This window comes from Pseudomonas sp. LB3P93 (assembly GCF_054898025.1).
Genome location: NZ_CM142713.1, coordinates 4,378,502 through 4,401,423 on the forward strand (window position 1 = coordinate 4,378,502; position 22,922 = coordinate 4,401,423).

Sequence of the window (22,922 nt, forward strand, 5' to 3'; positions counted from 1 at the left end):
CGGCCCCACTCTCTACCTGAAAAGCAGGGGGACTGCTGCGCAGTCCAGCGGGAGCAAGCTCCCTCGCCACAATTGTTTTTATGCCGTGACCATGCGGTGTTCCAACAAGTCTTCAAGCTCATCAAGCAACTCGTCACCGCGCAGCAGTTCGTAATGCCCACCGGCCAACAACCGATCCACACCATGACTGCCAACCTGAGACTCGAACACCCGACGTTCATCCTCGCGTTCAGCCACCCACCAGCGATGGGCCGAGGCCTGGATCGCCGGCAGTTGCCGATGCGCCAGCGCCAGTTGCTTGAGGCGTGAGCCGGTGGCGAAGATCTGCGTGAGCTCCCCCGCACCCAATGCAGCTTGCTCATTGGAACCGTGCAACGCTGCTTCAATCGCGGCGATGGAGCCCTCGCGTTCACTCAAGCCAGCGGCTTTCAGCGCGATCAGCGCCTGAGCCTCATCGGCTGGCAAACCCAGCACAAACTTCAGGAAATCACCGAGGTCCTCGCGCCAGTCCCCCGCTTCTGCAGTGCCGGCCACGTAGCTGTCGACCAGCCCGGCAAACGCCACAGTTTCACCCTGGGTTTCCAGCTCATGAGCGACCAATTGCGTCAACGCGCCGCCCAACGACCAGCCCAGCAAGTAATACGGTCCCTTGGCCTGCTGACTGCGAATCCGTACCGCATAGGCTTGCGCCATGGCCAGCAGCGACTCGTCCTGCCAGTGCGGGTCGAGCAACATGCGGCATTGCACGCCGTACACTGTGCGCCGGCCTTCCAGACGACGGGCCAGCGGTTCGTAATCGAATACCGTGCCGAAACCGGCATGCAGGCAGAACAGCGCCGGCACATTCGGGATCCGTGCATTCAACGCCAACAATGGGTCCGGCGCCGCTGCAACCGGCTCGGCAGCCTGATAGCCACTGAGTTCGGCAATGCACGGCTTCTGCATCAAATCCCGCAGCTTCAACTCAAAGCCCAGTTGCGGCTGACTGCGCACCCGCGAGATGACTTTCAGCACCTGCAACGAGTCGCCACCCAGTTCGAAGAAATTGTCGTCGATGCCCACTTGCGGCACGCCGAGCACTTCTTGCCAGATCGCGGTCAGCGCCGTCTCCAGATCGTTGCGCGGCGCACGATAGCCGCCGAGTGCCCATTCAGGCGTCGGCAGTGCTCGACGATCGAGCTTGCCATTGGCCGACAGCGGGAAGCGTTCCAGCACCATGATCCGCGCCGGCACCATGTAATCGGGCAGTTGCGCTTGCAGTTCAGACTTCAAGCGACGGTCCAGCCCGACAGCACCGGCCGCCACCACATAACCAACCAATTGCTTGCCGGTCGGCGTGTCATGCACCACCACGGCGGCATCCTGCACGCCGGCGCAATCACGCAGACGCGCTTCGATTTCGCCCAGCTCAATGCGAAAACCACGGATCTTCACTTGCTGGTCGAGACGTCCCAGGTAGTCGATCAACCCGCACTCGCGCTGGCGCACCAGGTCGCCGGTGCGGTACATGCGGCCACCGGCCTCGAACGGATCCGGGATGAAACGTTCGGCACTCATGCCTGGACGCTGGTGATACCCGCGCGCCAGGCATTCGCCGCCCAGATACAACTCGCCGCTGACACCGACCGGTAACGGATTGAGGTCAGCGTCGAGCACATACAAACCACGCCCGGCCACACCACGACCGATCGGCGCATACGCTGCGTCGCAGGTTTCGCTGACTTCGGCACGCCACAACAGCGGCGTGACCACGGTTTCGGTCGGACCATAACCGTTGACCAGACGCTGCGGACGCAAGGCGCGTTTGACCTGTTCGAAGCTGGCCTCCGGCACCGCATCACCGCCAAAGCAATACACCTCGACCGCCGGCGGATTGCCCAGACGCTCAGCCACTTCGGCCATCTGTTGCAGGTACGCCGGCGGGAAGCAGGCCACGGTGACGCCGTGACGCTGCATCACTTCCAGGGTTTGCTCCGGGGTCCACAGACTGTCCTCGCGGATCACCAGGCTGCCACCGGCCAGCATCACGCTCAGCCAACGCTCCTGAGCCCCGTCGAAGGCAAACGACATGAAGTGCAACTCGCGGCTGCGTGGCGCCAGTTCATAGAGTTCGATGATGCCGCGGCAATGCCGGGCAATCGGCCCCCGCGCCACGGCCACGCCCTTCGGCTGGCCGGTGGAACCGGAGGTGTAAATCAGGTACGCCAGATGCCCCGGCAACGGCTGTGAAAACGGGCACGCAACGTTGTCGGCAACACTCAATTGATCGAGCAGCAGACGTGGCGGGCTGTCGGCCAGGGTCAGTCGATCACCCAGATCGCTGTCGCAGAGCAACAGGCTCGCCGCCGAATCGCTCAACATGTAGGCCAGTCGCTCAGCCGGGTACGCCAGGTCCAAAGGCAGATAAGCTGCCCCCGCCTTGAGCACCGCGAGGAAGGCAACGATGGTACGTTCGGAGCGCGGCAATGCCACCGCCACCAGGCTTTCCGGGCCAATACCGCAACCGATCAATTGCTGCGCCAGCCCATTGGCCTGCGCCTCAAGCTCGGCATAACTGACTTCCCGATCTTCACAGATCAAGGCGATTTTCTGCGGCTGCGCTTTTACGTGTTGATTGAACGCATGCAGCAAATCAGCGTTGTCGTCGGACACCTGCGACAGACTCAAACGCGCTTGCGGCAAACCAATGTTGCCGAGCAGGCACATGGCGTCCTCCGGCAACGCACGCAACAGCCCTTCGAGCTGCGCACGAATCCGCTGCACTTCCACGTCACTGAAGCGATCACGCAGGAACAGGTATTCGACTTCCAGGCCTTCTTCGTTGGCGCTGACCATCAAGTCCATCGGGAAGTTGGTGACGCCGCCGCTGCCGACTTCGGCAAAGCGCAACTCACCTTCCTCGCCGCCTTTCAAGGCACGGTCCACCGGATGGTTTTCGAACACGATGATGCTGTCGAACAGGCCCTGGCCACCCTGCCCGGCCCAACGCTGGATGTCCGACAACGGCGTGTGCTCGTAGTCGCGCACCATCAGGTTGTAATCCTGCAAGTCGCGCAGCCACTCGCCCAACGGCTGTTGCGGATCAAGCGTCTGGATCACCGGCAAGGTGTTGATGAACAAGCCGAGCATGTCCTGCGCGCCAGCCAACCCGGTCGGACGCCCCGCCACCGTAGCGCCGAACGCGACGCTGCGCTGGCCGCTGTGACGTTGCAGCAACAGCAGCCACGCGCCTTGCACCAAGGTGTTGAGGGTCACGCGCTGACGCTTGGCGAAGGTGTGCAGTTTGCGCGTCGCTTCGGCGTCGAGGTTGCTGTACATCACGCCGTGACCGGAGCCGGTCGCACCGGAAGCCTTGGCCAGAATGGTCGGCTCTTCGAGCAGCGCCAGACGCTCACGCCAGAAGCCTTCCGCCTGCGCACCGTCCTGACGTTGCAGCCAGGCGATGTAGTCGGCGTAGCGACCGGTCAGGGTCGGCAGGCTGTCGTTGTGGTACAGGCGCAGCATGTCGCCCAACAGACGCGAGGCGCTCCAGCCGTCGAGCAACAGGTGATGGTAAATCCAGATCATCTGGTAACGGTCATCGCCCAGACGAACCAGAATGAAGCGCATCAACGGCGGGCAGCTCAGGTCGAAGCCCTTGGCCTGTTCCGCAGCCGCTAGTTCGCTCAGCGCCTGCTCGGTGTCGGTACGGTCACGCCAGTCCAGTTCTTCAATCGGCAATTCGACGTCGGCGAACACTGCTTGCAGTGGATCGGCCAGGCCATCGCGCCAGCGGAACGCCGCGCGCAGCACCTCATGACGCGCAACCAGCGTCTGCCAGGCCGCACGGAAACGCGGCACCTGCAAACCGTCGACCGCAACGCTCAATTGGTTGACGTAGGGGTTGAGCTCCGGTGAATCGAGGCAATGGAACAGCATGCCTTGCTGCATCGGCGACAACGGATACAAGTCTTGCAGACCCTCGCGGGCAGCGCTGTCGATGTGCGGCACCAGCGAGAACGCTTCGACTTTTGGCGCTTCGATCAATGTTGCTTCACGGCTGGTCGCCACCGCAGCGAGCGCACGAATGGTCTGCTGTTCAAACAATTGCTTCGGACTGAACACCAGCCCGCGCTGCCCGGCGCGGCTCACCGCTTGCAGCGAGATGATCGAATCACCGCCCAGTTCGAAGAAGTTCTCGGTGACACCCACCGACTCCAGCCCCAGCAATTCCTGCCAGATCTCCACCAGCAACGCTTCGGCCGGTGATGCGGCGGCCACGTGATCGTGGTTCTGCCGAGTGGCTTCCGGCGCTGGCAGGCCTTGGCGATCGAGCTTGCCGTTCGGCGTCAGTGGCAACGCGGCCAGGCACATCAGGTGCGCCGGCAGCATGTGCGCCGGCAGACGGCTGCGCAGGTGAGCCGTCAGCGCTTCCCGCAAATCCTGCTCATCGGCGAGCGGATCACGCGGCACCACGTAACCGACCAACTGGCGGCTCACCGGGCCTTCGCGATCGATCACGAAGGCTTCACGCACGCCTTCGTGTTCGAGCAGGCAGGCTTCGATTTCGCCGAGTTCGATACGGAACCCGCGAATCTTCACTTGCTGGTCGATGCGGCCGAGGTATTCCACGACGCCGTCGGCACGGAACCGCGCGAGGTCGCCACTGCGGTACAACCGCGCGCCCTGCACGAACGGATCCGGCACAAAGCGTTCAGCGGTCAGGTCCGGACGTTGATGGTAACCACGGGCAACGCCCTCGCCGCCCAGGTACAACTCACCCGCGACGCCAACCGGCAACGGCTGCAAACCGCCGTCCAGAATATAGGCGCTGCGGTTGCCCACCGGTCGGCCAATCGGCATGAACGCCGAGTCGAATTCGGTATCCGGGTACGCCAGCCAGATCAGCGGCGTGATCACCGTTTCGGTCGGGCCGTAGCCGTTGATCAGGCGTTTGGGTTGCAGCACTTGCTGGACTTCATCGAACGCGTGCTTGGCCATGCCTTCACCGCACGGGGTGTAGGAGCGGATCGGCAAATCACGCCCCGCTTCGCCCTTGAATTCGGCGATCTGCCCCAGATAGGTCGGGGTGAAGCAGGCGATGGTGATGCCGTGCTTTTCGATCTCGGCGCAGGTGCGCTCCACGCTCCACAACTCGTCGTCGCGCGGCATGACTGCCGAACCGAACACCAGCGGTGTCAGCCAGCGTTCGTGGGCGCCGTCGAAGCTGATCGAGGCGAATTGCAATTCGCGATCATCCGGGGTCATGCCGTACAACTCGCCGATCGACAGGCAATGCATGGCCAACGGACCGTGGGCCACGCTGACGCCTTTCGGCCGCCCGGTGGAGCCCGAGGTGTAAATCAGGTACGCAAGGTTTTCACCGCAAGTCAGGTTGACCGGATTGGTGTCCGCCATGAGCTCCAGCGGCTCGCGGTCGATTTCCAGCACCGGCAGGCCTTCGGGCAACGGCAGTTTTTCCCGCAGCCACGATTGGCTGATCATCAGCGAAATGCCGCTGTCTTCCATCAGGTAGCGCAGACGTTCAGTCGGGTACGCCGGGTCCAGCGGCACGTAAGCGCCGCCGGCCTTGAGGATCGCCAGCAGGCCAACGATCATCTCCGGCGAACGCTGCATCGCCAGGCCAACCCGCACTTCCGGGCCAATGCCCAAGTCGCGAAGACGATGGGCCAATTGGTTGGCGCGGCGGTTGAGTTGGTCGAAGCTCAATTCCAGATCGTTGAAGATCAGCGCCGTGGCGTCCGGGCGAATGACCGCTTGGGCCTCGATCAACTGATGCACGCACAGCGGATTTTCCGCCGCAGTGAATGCCGGGTTCCACTGGACCAACTGTTGCGCACGTTCCGGCGCGGTCAGCAGGTCCAGTTCACTCAATGCAGCCTGTGGCGCGGCGACCATCGCCGCCAGCAGCGCGGCCAGATGCTCGCTCATGCGGGCAATCGCTTCGCTGCTGAAATGGGCGCACTGGTAGCTCCAGTTCAGGCTCAACTGACTCTCGGCGGTGGCCGCCAGGGTCAGCGGGAAGTTGGTGCGCTCGTGGTTCTGCGGGATCGAGAAGCTCAAACCGGCCGGCGCACCCTGTTGCAGCGCTTCGGCCACCGGGAAGTTTTCGAACACCAGCAGGCTGTCGAACAGCGGTTCACCGGCACGGCCGGCCCAGCGCTGAATGTCACCCAATGCGGTGAATTCATGCTCACGCAGTTCGAGGTTCTGTGCCTGCAAGCGGGTCAGCCACTGGCCGACGCTTTCAACCGCGTCCGGGCTGCTGATCACCGGCAAGGTGTTGATGAACAGGCCAAGCTGGCTTTCGGCACCCGGCAAGTCCACCGGCCGCCCCGCCACGGTTGCGCCAAACGCGACGCTGCGTTGGCCGCTGTAGCGTTGCAGCAACAGCGCCCAGGCCCCTTGCACCAAGGTGTTGAGCGTCACTTTCTGCTGACGGGCAAACTCGCTGAAGCGTTGGCTGGTGGCGACATCGAAGGTCTGGCGATGGTCGGCAAATTCCGCCGTCGACAGGTTTTTACTGTCGCCATGGGCCAGGCTCTGCGCCAACAAGGTCGGGTTGTCGAGGGTCGCCAGTTGCTCGCGCCAGAAGATCTCGTCGGCGTGAGCATCCTGACGTTGCAGCCAGCCGATGTAATCGGCGAAACGCCCGGTCGGTGCCTGCACATCCTGCCCGGCATACCGCTGCAAGACTTCGCTCAACAGCAGCGAATTACTCCAGCCATCGAGCAACAGGTGATGGTGGGTGTAGATCAGTTGCTGACGCTCATCGTCGAGGCGCACCAGGGTCAAGCGCATCAATGGCGCCCGGGTCGAATCGAGTTGCAGGCGCTCTTTGTCGATCAGTTGCGCCAGCGCTTCGGTCTGATCTTTGCGGGCGCGCCAGTCGAGGCAGGTCATCGGCAATTGCAGATGACGATGCACCAGTTGCACCGGCGCTTCGAAACCGTCCGGGAAGTGGAAGCTGCTGCGCAGAATCGGGTGGGTGTCGAGCACCGCTTGCCACGCGCGGCCCAAACGCTCGGCGTCGAGGCCACGGGCTTCGACACTGAGCTGATTGACGTACGCGCCGGGCTCCGATTCGTAGAGGCTGTGGAACAGCAAACCAGCCTGCATCGGCGACAGCGGATACAGGTCTTCGATTTTTTCCGGCGGCACGGGCAGGCCATCGAGTTGCGCCTGGGTCAGACGCGCCAACGGGAAGTCCGCCGGGGTCACGCCGCCCGCGCCATCGCTCAGGCAATGGGCGATCAGCGCCAGCAATTCACGCTGGTAATCCGCGGCCAGCGCTTCGATTTCACACAGGTCAAAGCATTCGCGGCTGAAGGTCCAGTCGAGTTTCAGTTCACCGCCATACACCTGACCGTCCACCGACAGCCAGTTCGGCAACGGTGCGTCCGCCGATTGCGCGGCACCGCTGGATTCCTTGGCCGGGGTGAACAGTGCGTCTTCGGCGAAGCTTTGGTCGAACTGGCCAAGGTAGTTGAAGGTCACCCGCGCTTGCGGCAACGCGGCCAACGCCGCTTGGGTCGTGGCATCGCCCATGTAGCGCAACAGGCCGTAGCCCATGCCTTTGCCGGGGATCTCGCGCAGTTGCTGCTTGATGGCCTTGATCGAACCGGCAAGGTCGGCGGTCGGCGTAAGGCGCACCGGGAACAGGCTGGAGAACCAGCCGACGGTGCGGGTCAGGTCGATGTCGTCGAACAGCTCTTCGCGGCCGTGACCTTCAAGCTGAATCAGCGCCGATGCGTCACCGGTCCAGCGGCTGAGGGCGCGGGCCAGTGCGGTCAGCAGCAAATCGTTGACCTGCGTGCGGTAGATCGCCGGCGCCTGTTGCAGCAACTGGCGAGTCTGCTCGCGGTCGAGGCCGATGCTGACGCCCTGTCGCAAATGCCCGGCCTGACTGGCTTGAGCATTGGCCGCTGGCAGCGAATCATTGGCGACGCTCAACTGCGCCTGCCACCAGTCCAGTTCGCTGGCAGCGGCTTCAGAACGTGCGTACGCGTCGAGTTTGTCGGCCCAGGCCTGGAAGGCGCTGGTCTTCGGTGGCAGATCTTGCCCTTGGTAAGCGGCCTGCAAATCTTCCAGCAACACCCGCCACGACACACCGTCCACCGCCAGGTGATGGATCACCAGCAGCAACCGCTGCGAACCATCGGCCTGGGCGATCAACGCCACGCGCAGTAGCGGACCGTCTTGCAGGCTAAGGCTGCGCTGCGCTTCATCGCACACCGATTCCAGGGATTCATTGCTGGCGACGCGGGCGGTCCAGAGCATGTCGATGACATCGGCACTGTCGGAACCGACATAGCGCGCCGACCATTGGCCATCGACCTGACTGAAGCGCAAACGCAGCGCGTCGTGCTGCTTGAGCAGGCGTTGCAGCGCCGCTTGCAGGCGTGGCAATTCGAGGGTTTCGCGGGTTGTCAGCAGCACCGCCTGGTTCCAGTGTGCACGTTGCGGAATCGGCTCGTCGAAGAACCAACGCTGGATCGGCGTGAGTTTTTGCAAGCCTTCAACCGGCCCTTGTTGCGCCAGCGGAGCGGCCTGCTCTTTCACCACGGCGGCCAGGGCTTGCAAGGTTTGCTGCTGGAACAGGTCACGCGGTTGCAGGCTCAGGCCTGCACGACGGGCGCGGCTGACCACCTGGATCGAAATGATCGAGTCGCCGCCCAGTTCGAAGAAATTGTCCTGACGCCCGACCTGCTCCACGCCCAACACGTCTTGCCAGATCTGCGCCAGCACCTGTTCGTTTTCGCTGCGCGGTGCTTCGAAGGCGCGTTGACTGACTTGCGCGGTCGGTGCCGGCAGGCGTTTGCGGTCGAGTTTGCCGTTGGGGCTCAGGGGCATTTGCTCGATCAGTACGGTCTGTGCGGGCACCATGTAATCCGGCAGGCTGGCGAGTAAATGGCTTTTCAGGGTTTCGCGCCACGCGCCTTGTTGCTCGGCATCGGCGCTGACCCATTTGCGGTCCTGCGGCACTAGGTACGCGACCAGTTGCTTGCCGCTTGGGCCGTCGAGGGCCAAGACCACGGCTTCCTGCACGTCGGCATGTTCTTGCAGGCGCGCTTCGATTTCGCCCAGTTCGATGCGCAAACCGCGAATCTTCACTTGATGGTCGATGCGCCCGCAGTAGTCGATGGCGCCGTCAGCGCGATAACGCGCCAAGTCACCGGTGCGGTACAGACGCTCGCCGCTGCCGAACGGATCGACCACAAAACGCTCGGCGGTCAACGCACCACGACGGTGGTAACCGCGGGCCAGGCCGACGCCGCCCAAATACAACTCGCCCACCGCGCCCAGCGGCAACGGTTGCAGTTCGCTGTCGAGGATGCAGGTGCGCAGGTTGGCGATTGGACGGCCGATTGGCACGCTGTCGCGGCCCTCTTCCACGCACGTCCAGTGAGTCACGTCGATGGCCGCTTCGGTCGGACCATAGAGGTTGTAGAGAGTGGCTTGCGGCAGGCTGCGCAGGGTCTGGCGTTGCAGCTCCATCGGCAGCGCTTCACCGCTGCAAATGATCCGTTGCAGCGAAGTGCACGCCAGCGCCTCGTCAGCACCGATAAACGCCGAGAGCATGGATGGCACGAAGTGCAGCGTGGTGATCGCCTGCTCGACGATCAACGTGGCCAGACGTTGCGGATCGCGATGTTCGCCCGGCGCGGCGATCACCAGGGTGGCGCCCTTCATCAGCGGCCAGAAAAACTCCCACACTGACACGTCGAAACTGAACGGCGTCTTTTGCAGCACGCGGTCGCTCGGCAGCAGGTTATAGGCTTGCTGCATCCACTCCAGACGGTTATGCAGCGCCACATGACGGTTGCCCGCGCCTTTCGGTTTGCCGGTGGAACCGGAGGTGTAAATCACATAGGCAAGGTTTTCCGCGATGGCCAGGTTGGGCAGATCAGCGCCCGGCAAGTCGCTCAGCCAATCGGCGTCGGCGTGCAGGCACAAGGTGCGCACGTTGTCGGGCGTCGGCAATTGCGCCAGCAGATGCTCCTGAGTCAGCAACAAAGAAATGCCGCTGTCTTCGATCATGTAGCTCAGGCGATCAACCGGGTATTCCGGGTCCAACGGCACATATGCGCCGCCAGCCTTGAGAATCGCCAGCAGGCCGACGACCATTTCAAACGAACGGTCGCAGGCAATCCCCACCAGCACTTCCGGGCCGACACCCTGGGCACGCAAGTGGTGGGCCAGGCGGTTGGCGCGCAGGTTCAGCTCGGCGTAACTCAGGGACTGGCCCCGGAATACCAACGCCGTGGCCTCAGCGTTTTCAACCACGCGTGCTTCGAAATGGCGCTGCACGCAGACTTCACCCGGATAGGCCTGAGCGGTGTCGTTGAGATCGTTGAGGATGCGCAGACGCTCGTCGGCCTCCAGCAACGGCAACTCGGCGAGCGGGCATTGCGGATTCGCCAGCACCCCGGCCAACAGATTGCGCCAGTGCCGCGCGAGGTGCTCGATGCGTTCAGCGTCGAACAAATCGGTGGCATAGGTCAGGCTGGCGAACAGCTTGTCGCCCTCCTCTTGCGTGTCCAGTTGCAGGTCGAATTGCGTGGTGTGCGCCGTGGCATTCAATGCCTCGACGCGCAGGCCGGCGAGCAAGCCGCTGACCGCCGCCGGTTTGGCTTGCTGGTGGTTGAACATCACCTGGAACAACGGGCTGTGGCTCAGGCTGCGTTCACCTTGCAGCGCCTGCACCAGACGCTCGAACGGCAAGTCCTGATAATCCTGGGCATCCAGCGACGCGGCGCGGGTCTGGTCGAGCAATTGGCTGAACGGCAGACGTCCATCCAGTTCAGCACGCATCACTTGGGTGTTGACGAAGAAGCCGATCAACCCACGGGTTTCCGCGCGATTACGGTTGGCAATCGGCACGCCGACGCGCAGGTCGGACTGGCCGCTGTAGCGATAGAGCAACGCCTGGAAACTCGCCAGCAACAGCATGAACGGCGTGACGCCGCGCTGTTTGGCCAGGCTCATCAGGCCGCTGGCCAAGGTCGGGTCGAGGGCGAAATCCAGTCGTGCTCCGCGCTGGCTCGGTTGCGCCGGGCGTGGACGGTCGGTCGGCAATTCGAGCAACGGTTGTTCGCTGCCCAGGCAGTCGCGCCACCAATTGAGTTGGCGTTCCAGTTCGCCCGCGTCCATCCAGCGGCGCTGCCACATCGCGTATTCGGAATACTGGATCGGCAGTGCTTCCAGCGCTGCCTGTTGACCTTGGCAATGCGCGGCGTAGAGCCGGGAAAACTCTTCGACCAACACGCCCATCGACCAGCCATCGGTGACGATGTGGTGCAGGGTCAGCAACAGCACGTGGTCTTCGGCATCGAGTTGCAACAGGCTGACCCGCAACAGCGGACCGTGCTGCAGATCGAACGGCCGGGCGATTTCCTGTTCGACGCTGTGCATCGCCTGATCGAAGCGTTGATCCTGAGGTTCGCCACGCAGGTCGATCTGCTCGATGGGCAGCGAGGTGAACTCGGCCAGTGTCTGCACCACCTGCCCGTCATCCTCGACGAAACGGCTGCGCAAGCTCTGATGCCGCTCCAGCAGCACATCGAAACTCTGCTGCAATGCCGCGACATTCAGCGGCCCGTGCAAACGCAACGCAGCCGGAATGTTGTACGCCGAGCTGTGCGGATCAAGCTGCCAGAGGAACCATTGACGCTGCTGCGCATAGGACAGTTCGAAGGTCGTTTGCGGCTCGGCGGCAGGCGGAATCGGCAGTTGGCCGAAGCTCACGCCCTGCTCTTGCATGCGGATCAGAAACTCGCGGCGCTTGTCGGCAGGCAGGCCGGCGAAGCGGCTGGCGATACGCTGGGCAGTGGTGTGTTCCATCAGTTGATCTCCATCTCGTCGAGAAGCGACTCAAGCGCATCAAGACGTGCATCGTTGTCAGCCGGGGCGTGTTGCCCGGCCATGGCGGCATAAGCCTGCAGGTCGGTGGATTCGAACAGCGCGCGCAGCGGCAGCTCGATGCCCAGTTCCAGTTCCACGCGGGCACTGGCCTGGGCGGCGAGCAGCGAATGCCCGCCCAATTCAAAGAAGTTGTCGCGTCGGCCGATCTGCGCCACGCCCAGCACCTCGGCCCAGATCGCGGCCAGTTGCTGCTCAAGGTCGCCCTCGGGGGCTTCGAACGGACGCTGCCATTCCTGCGCATCGGGCACCGGCAAGGCCTTGCGGTCGAGCTTGCCGTTGCTGGTCAATGGCAAGGCGTCGAGCAGCAGCCAATGGCTCGGCACCATGTAATCCGGCAGATCGACCTTGAGCTCGGCACGCAGGTTGTCGCGCCAGGCAATCGGGTCAGTCGGGGTTTGTTCGGCGACTACATAGGCGCACAGCTGCGGCCCGCCGTCGCCGGCATGCACGCTCAACACGGCTTGGCGCACGCCCGGCTGGGCCAGCAACGCAGCCTCGATTTCCCCCAGTTCGATGCGGAAACCACGGATCTTCACTTGCTGGTCGATCCGTCCGAGGTAATCGATGCTGCCGTCGGCACGCTGACGCGCCAGGTCGCCGCTGCGATAGAGGCGCTGCGAGGCCTCGAATGGGCTCGGTACAAAACGCTCGGCTGTCAGGTCGAAACGCCCGTGATAACCGCGGGCCAGACCGACGCCAGCGATGTACAACTCGCCCGCCACACCCACCGGCACCGGTTGCAACTGGCTGTCGAGCAAGTACCAGCGCAGGTCGCGGATCGGCAGGCCGATTGGACTTTGTGCCTTGCCGTCGAGGTCGGCCAAACGGATGGCGCGATAGGTCACGTGCACCGTGGTTTCGGTGATGCCGTACATGTTGACCAGGGTTGGCTGCTGGTCGCCGAAGCGTTCGAACCAGGGACGCAGGCTCGCGACTTCCAGGGCTTCGCCGCCGAAAATCACCTGGCGCAGCGCCATGTTTCGTGGGCTGGCGCAGGCAATCGGCAACAACTGGCGGAACGCGGTCGGGGTCTGGTTCAACACCGTCACGCCTTCATCACAGAGCAAGCGGTGGAATTCCTGCGGTTCGCGGCTGATGTAATACGGCACGATCACCAGACGCCCGCCGGTGCACAGCGAACCAAACAGCTCCCACACCGAGAAGTCGAAGGCGTAGGAATGGAACAGGGTCCAGACATCGTCCGCGCCGAAGTTGAACTCGCCAGCAGTGGCCGTGAGCAGACGCCCGACGTTGCCATGGCTGAGCAACGCGCCTTTTGGCCGGCCGGTGGAGCCGGAGGTGTAGATCACGTAGGCAAGGTTGTCCGGGGTCGCCAGCGCTGGCAGGTTGTCGTCGCTGAACGCGTCCAGCTGCAACGATTCCAGGCTCAGCACCTGCACGCCGTCCCGGGCCGGCAAACCGTCGATCAAGTGCTGTTGGGTCAGCAGTAGCGTGATGCCGCTGTCTTCGATCATGTAGCTCAGGCGCTCGGCCGGGTATTGCGGATCGAGCGGCACGTAAGCGCCGCCAGCCTTGAGAATCGCCAGCAAGCCGATCACCAGCGGCATCGCCCGCTCGGTGGCGATACCGACCCGCACTTCCGGCCCGACGCCCTGCTCGCGCAGTTTGCGCGCCAGTCGGTTGGCCTGAGCGTTGAGTGCGGCGTAAGTCAGTTGCTCGCCTTCGTAGACCAGCGCAATTGCATTTGGCCGTTGAGCGGCTTGCGCTTCGAACAACTGGTGCAAGGTCGATGACGTCGGTTGTGCCTGGAACGATGGGTTCCAGTGCTGCACCAGAGCATCGCGCTGCGACCCGTCAATCAGTGGCAGTTCGGCGACGCGTTGCTGCGGATCGCTGACCACCGCGCGCAGCAGGTTCAGCCACTGTTCGGCGAGGCGCTTCATCGACGCCTCGTCGTACAAATCAGTTGCGTAGGTCAGGCTGGCATCCAGCGCTTCGCCTTGCTCTTGAGTATCGAGCACCAGATCGAATTGCGTGGTGTGTTGCTGCCAGTTCAGACGTTCGACCTGCAAGTCTGCAACCGTACGCTCGACGCTCGCGCCCAACTGCTGCTGATGGTTGTAGAGCACCTGGAACAATGGGCTGTGATTCAGGCTACGGTCCGGCTGCAAGGCATCGACCAACTGCTCGAACGGCAAGTCCTGATTCGCCTGGGCGCCCAACGCCACCTGCTTGACCTGTTGCAGCAGCGTGCTGAAGGACTGCTGCCCATCGATCTCGGCGCGCAGCACCTGTGTGTTGATAAAGAAGCCGATCAGGCCTTCGGTTTCGAGACGCGAACGACCGGCGCTCGGCACGCCGACGCTGATGCTCGACTGCCCGCTCTGGCGATGCAGCAAGGTCTGGAAACTCGCCAGCAACAGCATGAACAAGGTCACTTGCTGGTCCTGGGCGCGTTGACGCAAACCGGCGAGCAAGTCGCGATCCACGTTGAGCATCAGGCTGGCACCCCGCTCGGTGCGACGGGCCGGGCGGGTCAGTTCGCTCGGCAATTCCAGCGGCGCCTGGCTGCCAGCCAGTTGCTCGCTCCACCACGTCAGTTGGCGCGCACCCTCCCCGGCCTCCAGCCAGTTGCGCTGCCAACGGGCGTAGTCGCTGTAGTTCACCGGCAGGCTGTTGAGGTTGGCGGCGTTACCTTCGACGGCGGCTTGATAAAGCGCGCTGAACTCATCGACCATGACCTGCATCGACCAGCCATCGGCAGCGATGTGGTGCACGGTCAGTACCAGCACGTGTTCGTCGGTATTCACTTGCAGCAGCAACACGCGCCACAGTGGACCGTTACGCAGGTCGAACGGACGGGCGATTTCTTCGGCCACCGCCGTGTCGACCGAGGCTTGATCGAGGGTGCGTTGCTCCAGTTGCAGCGCCATTGTGTGGTGCAGCACCGGCCGCGCCTGCTGGCCATCCTGTTCAAAGGTGGTGCGTAGGGTTTGGTGACGGGCCTGCAACTGGGCGAAGGCTTCGCGCAGGGCGTCGCGGTTCAGCGGGCCTTTGAGGCGCAGCGCGGCGGGAATGTTGTAGGCCGGGCTCTGCGGGTCCAGCTGCCAAAGAATCCATTGGCGTTGTTGGGCGTACGAAAGAATTTGCGGTTGATCGACCGGCGCACGTTGCAGGACCGGTTGGCCGCTGGCATTCGCTTGCGCCGCACGTTCGGCAAATTTCGCCAGATTCGCAGCGGAAAACAGGCTGCTCACCGACAATTCGAGCTGCAACTGCTGCCGCACCCGCGAGATCACCTGAAGCACCAGCAACGAGTGCCCGCCCAACTCGAAGAAATTGTCGTCGCGACCGACTTGCTCGACCTGCAGCACGTCCTGCCAGATCAGCGCCAGTTGCGTTTCCAGCCCTTCGACCGGGGCCACGAAATCACGTTGGCCATCGCTGCCCTCGGCACGTGGCAACGCTCTGCGATCCAGTTTGCCGTTGTTGTTGAGCGGCAGTTTCGGCAGAAGGACCAGGTGATTCGGCACCATGTATTCCGGCAGCGACTGACGCAGAACGGCTGTGAGGCTTTCCAGATAGTCAGTTTGAGAATCCACCGCGCCGCAGGCCACGATGTACGCCACCAGCTGCGTGCCGTCCTGAGCGATGACTGCCGCTTCGCGCACGTCTTCATGGGCTTGCAGGCAGGCTTCGATCTCGCCCATTTCGATGCGGAAACCGCGAATCTTCACTTGATGGTCGATGCGGCCGACGTATTCCAGATTCCCTTCGGCGTTATAACGCGCCAAGTCACCGCTACGATACAAACGCGCGCCCGGCTCACGGGCAAACGGGTCCGGCAGGAAACGTTCAGCGGTCAGCGCCGGGCGATCGAAGTAGCTTTGCGCGAGACAGGCCGGGGCGCCGATGCACAGTTCGCCAACGCCGCCGGACGGCAGCAATTGACCCGCCGCGTCCAGTACGTACAGCGCACGACCGGCGATGGCGCGACCAATCGGAATACCAAACGCGTCGTTGGCATCGTCGAGACGGCACTCATGCACGCTGGACACCACGGTCGCCTCGGTCGGGCCGTAGGTGTTGAGCAGCCGTACATGGCTCAAACCCGCCTGATGCCACAAGCGCAGGCCTTCGACCGACATCGCTTCGCCGCCGACGTGAACCTGGCGCAAATCACCCAGATTACGCACCACGCCGCTCGCGCATTCGCGGGCCAGCAAGTACCAGTAAGCGGCCGGCAAGTCCGCCACGGTCACGCCTTGCTGGACGATTTCAGCGGCGAGGCGACCGGCGTCCCACACGTCATCGCCGCGCATGATCAGCGCCGCGCCGACGCACAGCGCCGGGAAGCACTGCTCGACGAAACCGTCGAAACTGAAGGTCGCGAACTGCAACACACGGTCCGACGCCGACAGCACCGAATAGTCGGCGGCGGTCTGGCAGAACTCACGCAACGCCCCGTGGGCGATGGCCACGCCTTTGGGTTGGCCGGTGGAGCCGGAGGTGTAGATGATGTAAGCCAGATCGTCGGCGACCGCGTAGTTTTGCGGATTGCTGTCCGGGTAACCGGCGCTGTCGTCGAGGGTTAATCGTCCCGGCACATCTTCCAGCAGACCGGACTCGCACAGCAGCAGGTCGAGACGGCTGTCATCGATCATGTACGCCAGGCGTTCCGTTGGGTATTTCGGGTCCAGAGGCACATAGGCGGCGCCACTTTTGAGCACCGCCAGCAGGCTGACAATCAGTTGCGGACCACGGTGCAGCGCCAGACCGACACGCGAGCCAGGACCGGCACCGTTCTCAATCAGACGATGAGCCAGGCGATTGGCCTGCGCGTTCAACTGCGCGTAGCTCAGGGACTGGCCATCCACCTGCAACGCCAGTGCATGCGGGGTAGCGGCGGCCTGAGCGGCGATGTGTTCGTGGACCAAAAGTGTTGTGGATAACTCGATCGTAGGCGGTTGGCTGATCGCGAGCAGCGCCTGTTTGCCGTCGACATCGAGCAGCTCCAGCGCGCCCAATGCGGCGTCCGGCTGCGCCACCAGTTGCGTCAGCAGGTGCTGCAAATTGGCCGACAACTCGGCGACTTGAGCGGCACTGAACCGCGCCGCGTCGTAGCTGAAGTCCAGGCTCAGGCCTTCACCCAGTTCGACGCCCAGGGTCAGCGGATAATGGGTGCGTTCGTGGTTGTGCAGGTTGCCGAACGACAGCCCGGCCGGCGCGCCCTGTTTCAACGCCTCGGCCACCGGGAAATTCTCGAACACCAGCAGGCTGTCGAACAGCGCCGCCCCCTGCTGCCCCGCCCAACCCTGAATGTCGTAAAGCGGCACATGCTCGAACTCGCGCATGGCCAGGTTCAGCCCTTGCAACTCGCCCAGCCATTGGCTGACGGTGCAATCGGGCTTCATCGCGCAGACCAGCGGCAGCGTGTTGATGAACAACCCAAGCTGCTCTTCGATCCCCGGCAACGGTGCCGAACGCCCGGCGACCGTCGCCCCGAACACCACGCAATCCTGACCGGTGTAGCGATGCAGCAACAGGCTCCACGCCGCTTGCAGCAACGTGTTCAGGGTGACTTTCTGCTGGCGGGCGAACTCGGCCAGGCGTTGGGTCGCGCGGCTGTCGAGGGCGACGCGAAGCTCCTCGCTGCCCTCGGCGCCAACCGGTGGTCGCAGCGCTTCGGCCAGCAAGGTCGGTGCTTCCAGCGGTGCCAATGCAGCTTTCCAGAATTGCTCGCCAGCGACGGCGGACTGCTGCTGCAACCAGTCCAGGTAATCTCGGTATTGCCCGGTCGGCGCCGGCAACGACTGGCCAGCGGCGTAGTGCTGGATCACTTCGGCCAGCAACTGCGCGTTGCTCCAGCCGTCCATCAAAATGTGGTGACTGGTGTAGATCAGGTGCCAGTCACCCGCGCCCATACGCACGAGTTTCAAGCGGAACAGCGGCGCGCTGCCCAATTCAAAACCCTGCGCACGTTCGGCGTCGGCCAGCGCATCGGTGTCGGTGGCGTCCAATACCTCAAGCGGCAGCGCAACCTGACGGACAATCGCCTGATGCGCGGTGTCGAGGCCTTGCCAGTGGAAGCTGCTGCGCAGGATGTCGTGACGTTCCAGCGCGGTTTGCCAGGCTTGGGCAAAACGCTGCGGGGCGAGGCCCTGGATGTCCAGACGCAACTGGCTGATGTAGGCGCCAACTTCGGGCTCGTACAGGGTGTGGAACAGCATGCCCTGCTGCATCGGTGACAGTGGATAAAGGTCTTCAAGGGTCGCGACCGGCAATCCGTCGAGTTGCGCCTGACTGATGCGTGCCAGAGGGAAATCCGACGGCGTGGCCTGCGGCACTTCAACGCCGCAGCAGTGTTCGATCAGCGCGTTGAGCTCAAGCGCGTAATCGTCCGCCAGACGCTGGATGGTCGCCGTGTCGAACATCTCGCGGCTGAAACCCCAGCTCAGTGCCAACTCACCGCCGTAAACCTGGCCTTCGACCGTCAGCCAGTTACCCAACGGTGCCGATGGATCCTGGGCCACGCCGTTACCTTCGGTGGACGGCACGAACATCGCGGCGTCGTCGAACTGGCGGTCGAACTGCCCCAAGTAGTTGAAGGTGATGCGCGGTTGCGGCAACGCGGCGAGTTCGGCGCGAATCGCTGGCGTTCCGAGGTAGCGCAATGCGCCATAGCCGAGGCCTTTGTCCGGCACGGCGCGCAGTTGTTCCTTGATGGTTTTGATCGACGCGCCGAGGTCTCCCGACGGCATCAGCTTGACCGGGAACAAGCTGGTAAACCACCCGACGGTGCGGGTCAGATCGATGTCGTCGAACAGGTCTTCGCGGCCGTGGCCTTCGAGCTGAACCAGCGCGCTGCCCTGCCCGCTCCAGCGGCAAACCGCGCGTGCCAGCGCAGTCAGCAGCAGGTCGTTGACCTGGGTGCGATACGCCGCCGGGGCTTGTTGCAGCAGTTTGTGGGTTTGCTCGGCGTCGAATTTGATCTCGAGTTTGTGCTCGAAGCGGTTTTGCAGCACGCCGGCTGGGCGGTCGCATGGCAGATCGTTTGGAGCGTCGTGCAGTTGGGCCTGCCAGTGACCAAGGCTGTTTTCAAAGGCTGGAACGTGCGCTTGCAGACGTGCGACCCAGCGCTGATAGGTGCTGGTTTTCGCCAATTTCACGGTGCTGCCGCTGTAGAACTGCTGAAGATCTTCCAGCAGCACGCGCCAGGAAACACCGTCCACTGCCAAGTGATGAATGACCAGCAGCAAACGCTGGGTGCCGTCGGCCATCGCCACCAGCAGCGCGCGTAGCAACGGGCCATTGTGCATATCGAGACTGCGTTGGGCTTCATCGCACAAGGCGTTGAGCGCTTCGACCGATTGCGCCTGGCGTTGCCACAACACCGACTCCGTGGTCGGCGCCGCATAGGCTTGCTGCCAACCTTCGGCGGTCTGTTCATAGCGCAGGCGCAAGCTGTCGTGATGGGTCAGCAATTGCTCGAATGCGCGGTCCAGCGCCTCGACGTTCAACGCCTCGCGCGGCACCAGCAGCAGCGACTGATTCCAGTGCTGACGCTCGGGGATCGCTTGTTCGAAGAACCACTGTTGCACCGGCGCCAACGCTACCGCGCCAACGGCCGGGCCTTGCTCGATCAACGGCTGCTCGCCGCTGCGGGCAGCCTGGGCCAGGCTGCGGATGGTCTGATGCTGGAACAGGTCCTTGGGGCTCAACACGATCCCGGCCTGACGCGCACGGCTGACCACTTGCATTGAAACGATGGAGTCACCGCCCAGTTCGAAAAAGTTGTCTTCAAGACCGACGCTGTCGATGGCCAGCACGTCCTGCCAGATCGCGGCGAGGGCTTTTTCCATCACGGTGCGCGGTGCAACGTGTTCCCGTTGTTGCTGCGAGCCGTCAATCGCCGGCAAGGCTTTGCGGTCGAGTTTGCCGTTGGGGGTCAGCGGCAGCTGCGTGAGGAAAAGTAGAAACGACGGGACCATGTAGTCCGGCAGATGCTGACGCAGTGCTGTTTTCAGGGATTCACGCAGGGTTGCTTGCGCATCAGTGTCATCCACCAACGTCGAATCGGTTGGCACGATGTAGGCGACCAGTTGTTGACCGTTGACGCCGTCCTGCGCCAACACCGCCAGCTCGTGTACGGTCTCTTGCTGCAACAGCCGCGCTTCGATTTCACCCAGCTCGATACGGAAGCCACGGACCTTGACCTGATGGTCGATGCGCCCGGCGTATTGCAGCGAGCCGTCGGCCTGATATCGGGTCAGGTCTCCGGTGCGGTACAGCCGTTCGCCGTTGCTGGCGAACGGGTTTGGCACATACTTTTCAGCGGTCATGCCCGGCCGTGCAAGGTAACCGCGGGTGATGCCCGCGCCCGACAGGTACAGCTCGGCGGTCACGCCTTGCGGCACCGGTTGAAGGTCGGCGTCCAGCAAATAGCTGGCGGTGTGCTTGAGCGGTCGGCCGATGTTCGCGCCACCACCGGCCTCGCGTCGGGTCCAGGTGGAATAAGTGGTGTCTTCCGACGGCCCGTACAGATCGTAGACGTGCTCGACGGTCGGCTGCTGATACAGCGCTTCCACCAGGCTTTGCTTCAGCGGCTCGCCGGCAAGGTTGATGATGCGCACGCTCGGCGGGATCTGCCCGTCGCGCTGCAAGGCATTGATCGCCGACGGCACCGTGTTGATCAGGCGCACCTGATCCCGGGCCGGCAAGTGCGGTAATTCCAGGGCGTTGCGGGCGATGATCACCGAGCCGCCGTTGGCCAGGGTCACAAACAGTTCCCACACCGACAGGTCGAAACACACCGACGTCGAAGCCAACACACCCTGGATGTCTTCGCGGCTGTAGACCGATTTCGACCAGTCGATCAGCGCCAGCACGTTGCGATGGGCGATGGCCACGCCTTTTGGTTTGCCGGTGGAGCCGGAGGTGTAAATGACGTAGGCGAGGTTATCCGGCGTGACACGGGTAGCCGGCGCGCTGGTTGGGTAAGCCGCCCACGTCATGTCTTCCATGAGCAGCACTTGCGTATCGGCTGCCACGGTCAAGGTCGAGGCGACCGATTGCTCGGTCAGCAGCACCAGGGCGCGGCTGTCTTCCAGCATGTAGGCGACGCGTTCGGCCGGGTAATCCGGGTCCAGCGGCACGTAAGCGCCACCGGCCTTGAGCACGGCGAGCAGAGCGACCAGCAAGTTATCGGAACGCTGCATGGCCACGCCGACCCGGACTTCCGGACCAACGCCCAACGCGATCAGCTTGTAGGCCAGCCGATTGGCCTGACCGTCGAGTTCGGCGTAGGTCAGTTGCTTGGTGGCAAAAGTCACTGCCAATGCGTCCGGACTGGCCGCGACTTGCTGGCTGATCAGCTCATGGATGCACAGGTCCTGAGCGAAGCTTTCGTCAGCGCGATTCCAGTCATGCACGATGCGCTGGTATTCGGCGCTTTCAAGCAACGGCAAATCGCTGATGCGTTGCTGCGAATCGCTGACCATCCCTTGCAACAAATGCATCCAGTGCTGCGCCATGCGCTCGATGGTCGCAGCGTCGAACAGGTCGTTGGCGTATGTCAGCGCGGCGTGCAGCTTGCCGCCCTTTTCATAGGTGTCGAGGGTCAGGTCGAACTGCGTGGTGCGCCCTTCCCACTCGATCACGCCCAGCGCCAGACCGGAGGCGGTGCTGACCGTGGAAATGTCCGCGACTTGCGGCTGGTGGTTGTACATCACCTGAAACAGCGGCGTATGACTAAGGCTGCGCTCCAGCTTCAACGCCTCGACCAGACGCTCGAACGGCAAGTCCTGATGAGCCTGGGCACCGAGGGCGGTTTCCTTGATGGCGCGCAGCAACTCGTCAACGCGGGTCTGGCCGTCGAGCTGGCTGCGCAGCACCTGGGTGTTGACGAAGAAACCGATCAGGCCTTCGATCTCGGCGCGGTTACGGTTGGCGATTGGCACACCGACGCGGATGTCGGTCTGCCCGGTGTAACGATGCAACAGCGCATTGAAAGCGCCGAGCAACAGCATGAACAGGGTGATGTTGTGTTTCTGCGCCGTGGCCCGCAGCTGCTCGGCCAGTTGCGCGTCAACCGCGAATTCGTAACGGGTGCCGCGATAGCTCGGCATCGCCGGGCGCGGGTGATCGGTGGGCAGTTCCAGCACCGGGTGTTCGTCGCCCAGTTGCGCCTGCCAGTAGTCGAGTTGGCGCGCCTGTTCGCCCGCCTCCAGCCAGCGGCGCTGCCACAAGGCGTAGTCGCTGTACTGGATCGGCAAGGCTACGAGTTGCGGTTCCGTGCCGGCATCAAAGGCGTCGTAGCAGCGGATGAATTCGTCGATCAGCACGTTCATCGACCAGCCGTCGGAAACGATGTGGTGCAGGGTCAGCAGCAGGACGTGTTCTTCGTCGGCGAGCTTGAGCAAGGTGACGCGCAACAGCGGGCCGACCGAAAGATCGAACGGCAGCACTGATTGTTGCTCGGCCGCGTGGGCGACTGCTTGCTCGCGCTCAATGGCCGGCAACGCGCTGAAATCCACCTGATCAATGACCAGCGGCGCACTGGCCGGCACTTGCAGCAAGGTGTCGTCGGCTTGGCGCTGGAACACCGTGCGCAGGGTTTCGTGGCGTTCAACGAGGCTGGCGAAGGCTTGCTCCAGCGCGGACAGGTTCAACTGCCCGGTCAGACGCACCGCGCCGGGCAGGTTGTAGGCGCCGCTTTGCGGATCCAACTGCCAGAGAAACCACATGCGTTGCTGGGCGTACGACAGCGCCTGGCGATCCTCGGCGTCCACTCCGGCAGGAATGGGGAACCGGGCGAAATCAACGCCTTCCTTTTGCAAGGCCGCAAGGAACATCTGGCGCTTTTCCAGGGGCAACCCGATAAACCGGCGAGCAAGTTTCAAGGAGTCTTCAGCATTCATTTCTAAGCATCCGGATCAGTGGCGGGAAGCACAAAGGCACGTCGTCCCTGTAAAACGAATACAGACCGGGAAAATTAACGAATGAGAACAAGTATCAGAAAGGAGGTGGAGCGCGGA

The 22,922-nt window shown here is 63.1% G+C and carries 1 protein-coding gene and 2 pseudogenes; all 3 read right to left on the reverse strand.

Annotation, left to right across the window (positions count from 1 at the left end):
• Positions 1 to 78 precede the first annotated feature (78 nt).
• On the reverse strand, positions 79 to 11,844 hold the full coding sequence (locus ACYZT8_RS19795; protein ID WP_461975239.1) for a non-ribosomal peptide synthase/polyketide synthase: 11,766 nt from the start codon (positions 11,842 to 11,844) through the stop codon (positions 79 to 81).
• Between the two features lie 86 nt (positions 11,845 to 11,930).
• Positions 11,931 to 13,718: pseudogene (locus ACYZT8_RS19800) on the reverse strand (amino acid adenylation domain-containing protein); the annotation flags it as partial.
• Between the two features lie 60 nt (positions 13,719 to 13,778).
• Positions 13,779 to 22,805 (reverse strand): annotated as a pseudogene (locus tag ACYZT8_RS19805) (amino acid adenylation domain-containing protein); the annotation flags it as partial.
• Positions 22,806 to 22,922 lie beyond the last annotated feature (117 nt).

Bases quoted from the DNA above. Each gene is read 5' to 3' on its own strand.
- ACYZT8_RS19795 (WP_461975239.1), bottom strand. From the start codon at position 11,844: ATGGAACACACCACTGCCCAGCGTATCGCCAGCCGCTTCGCCGGCCTG.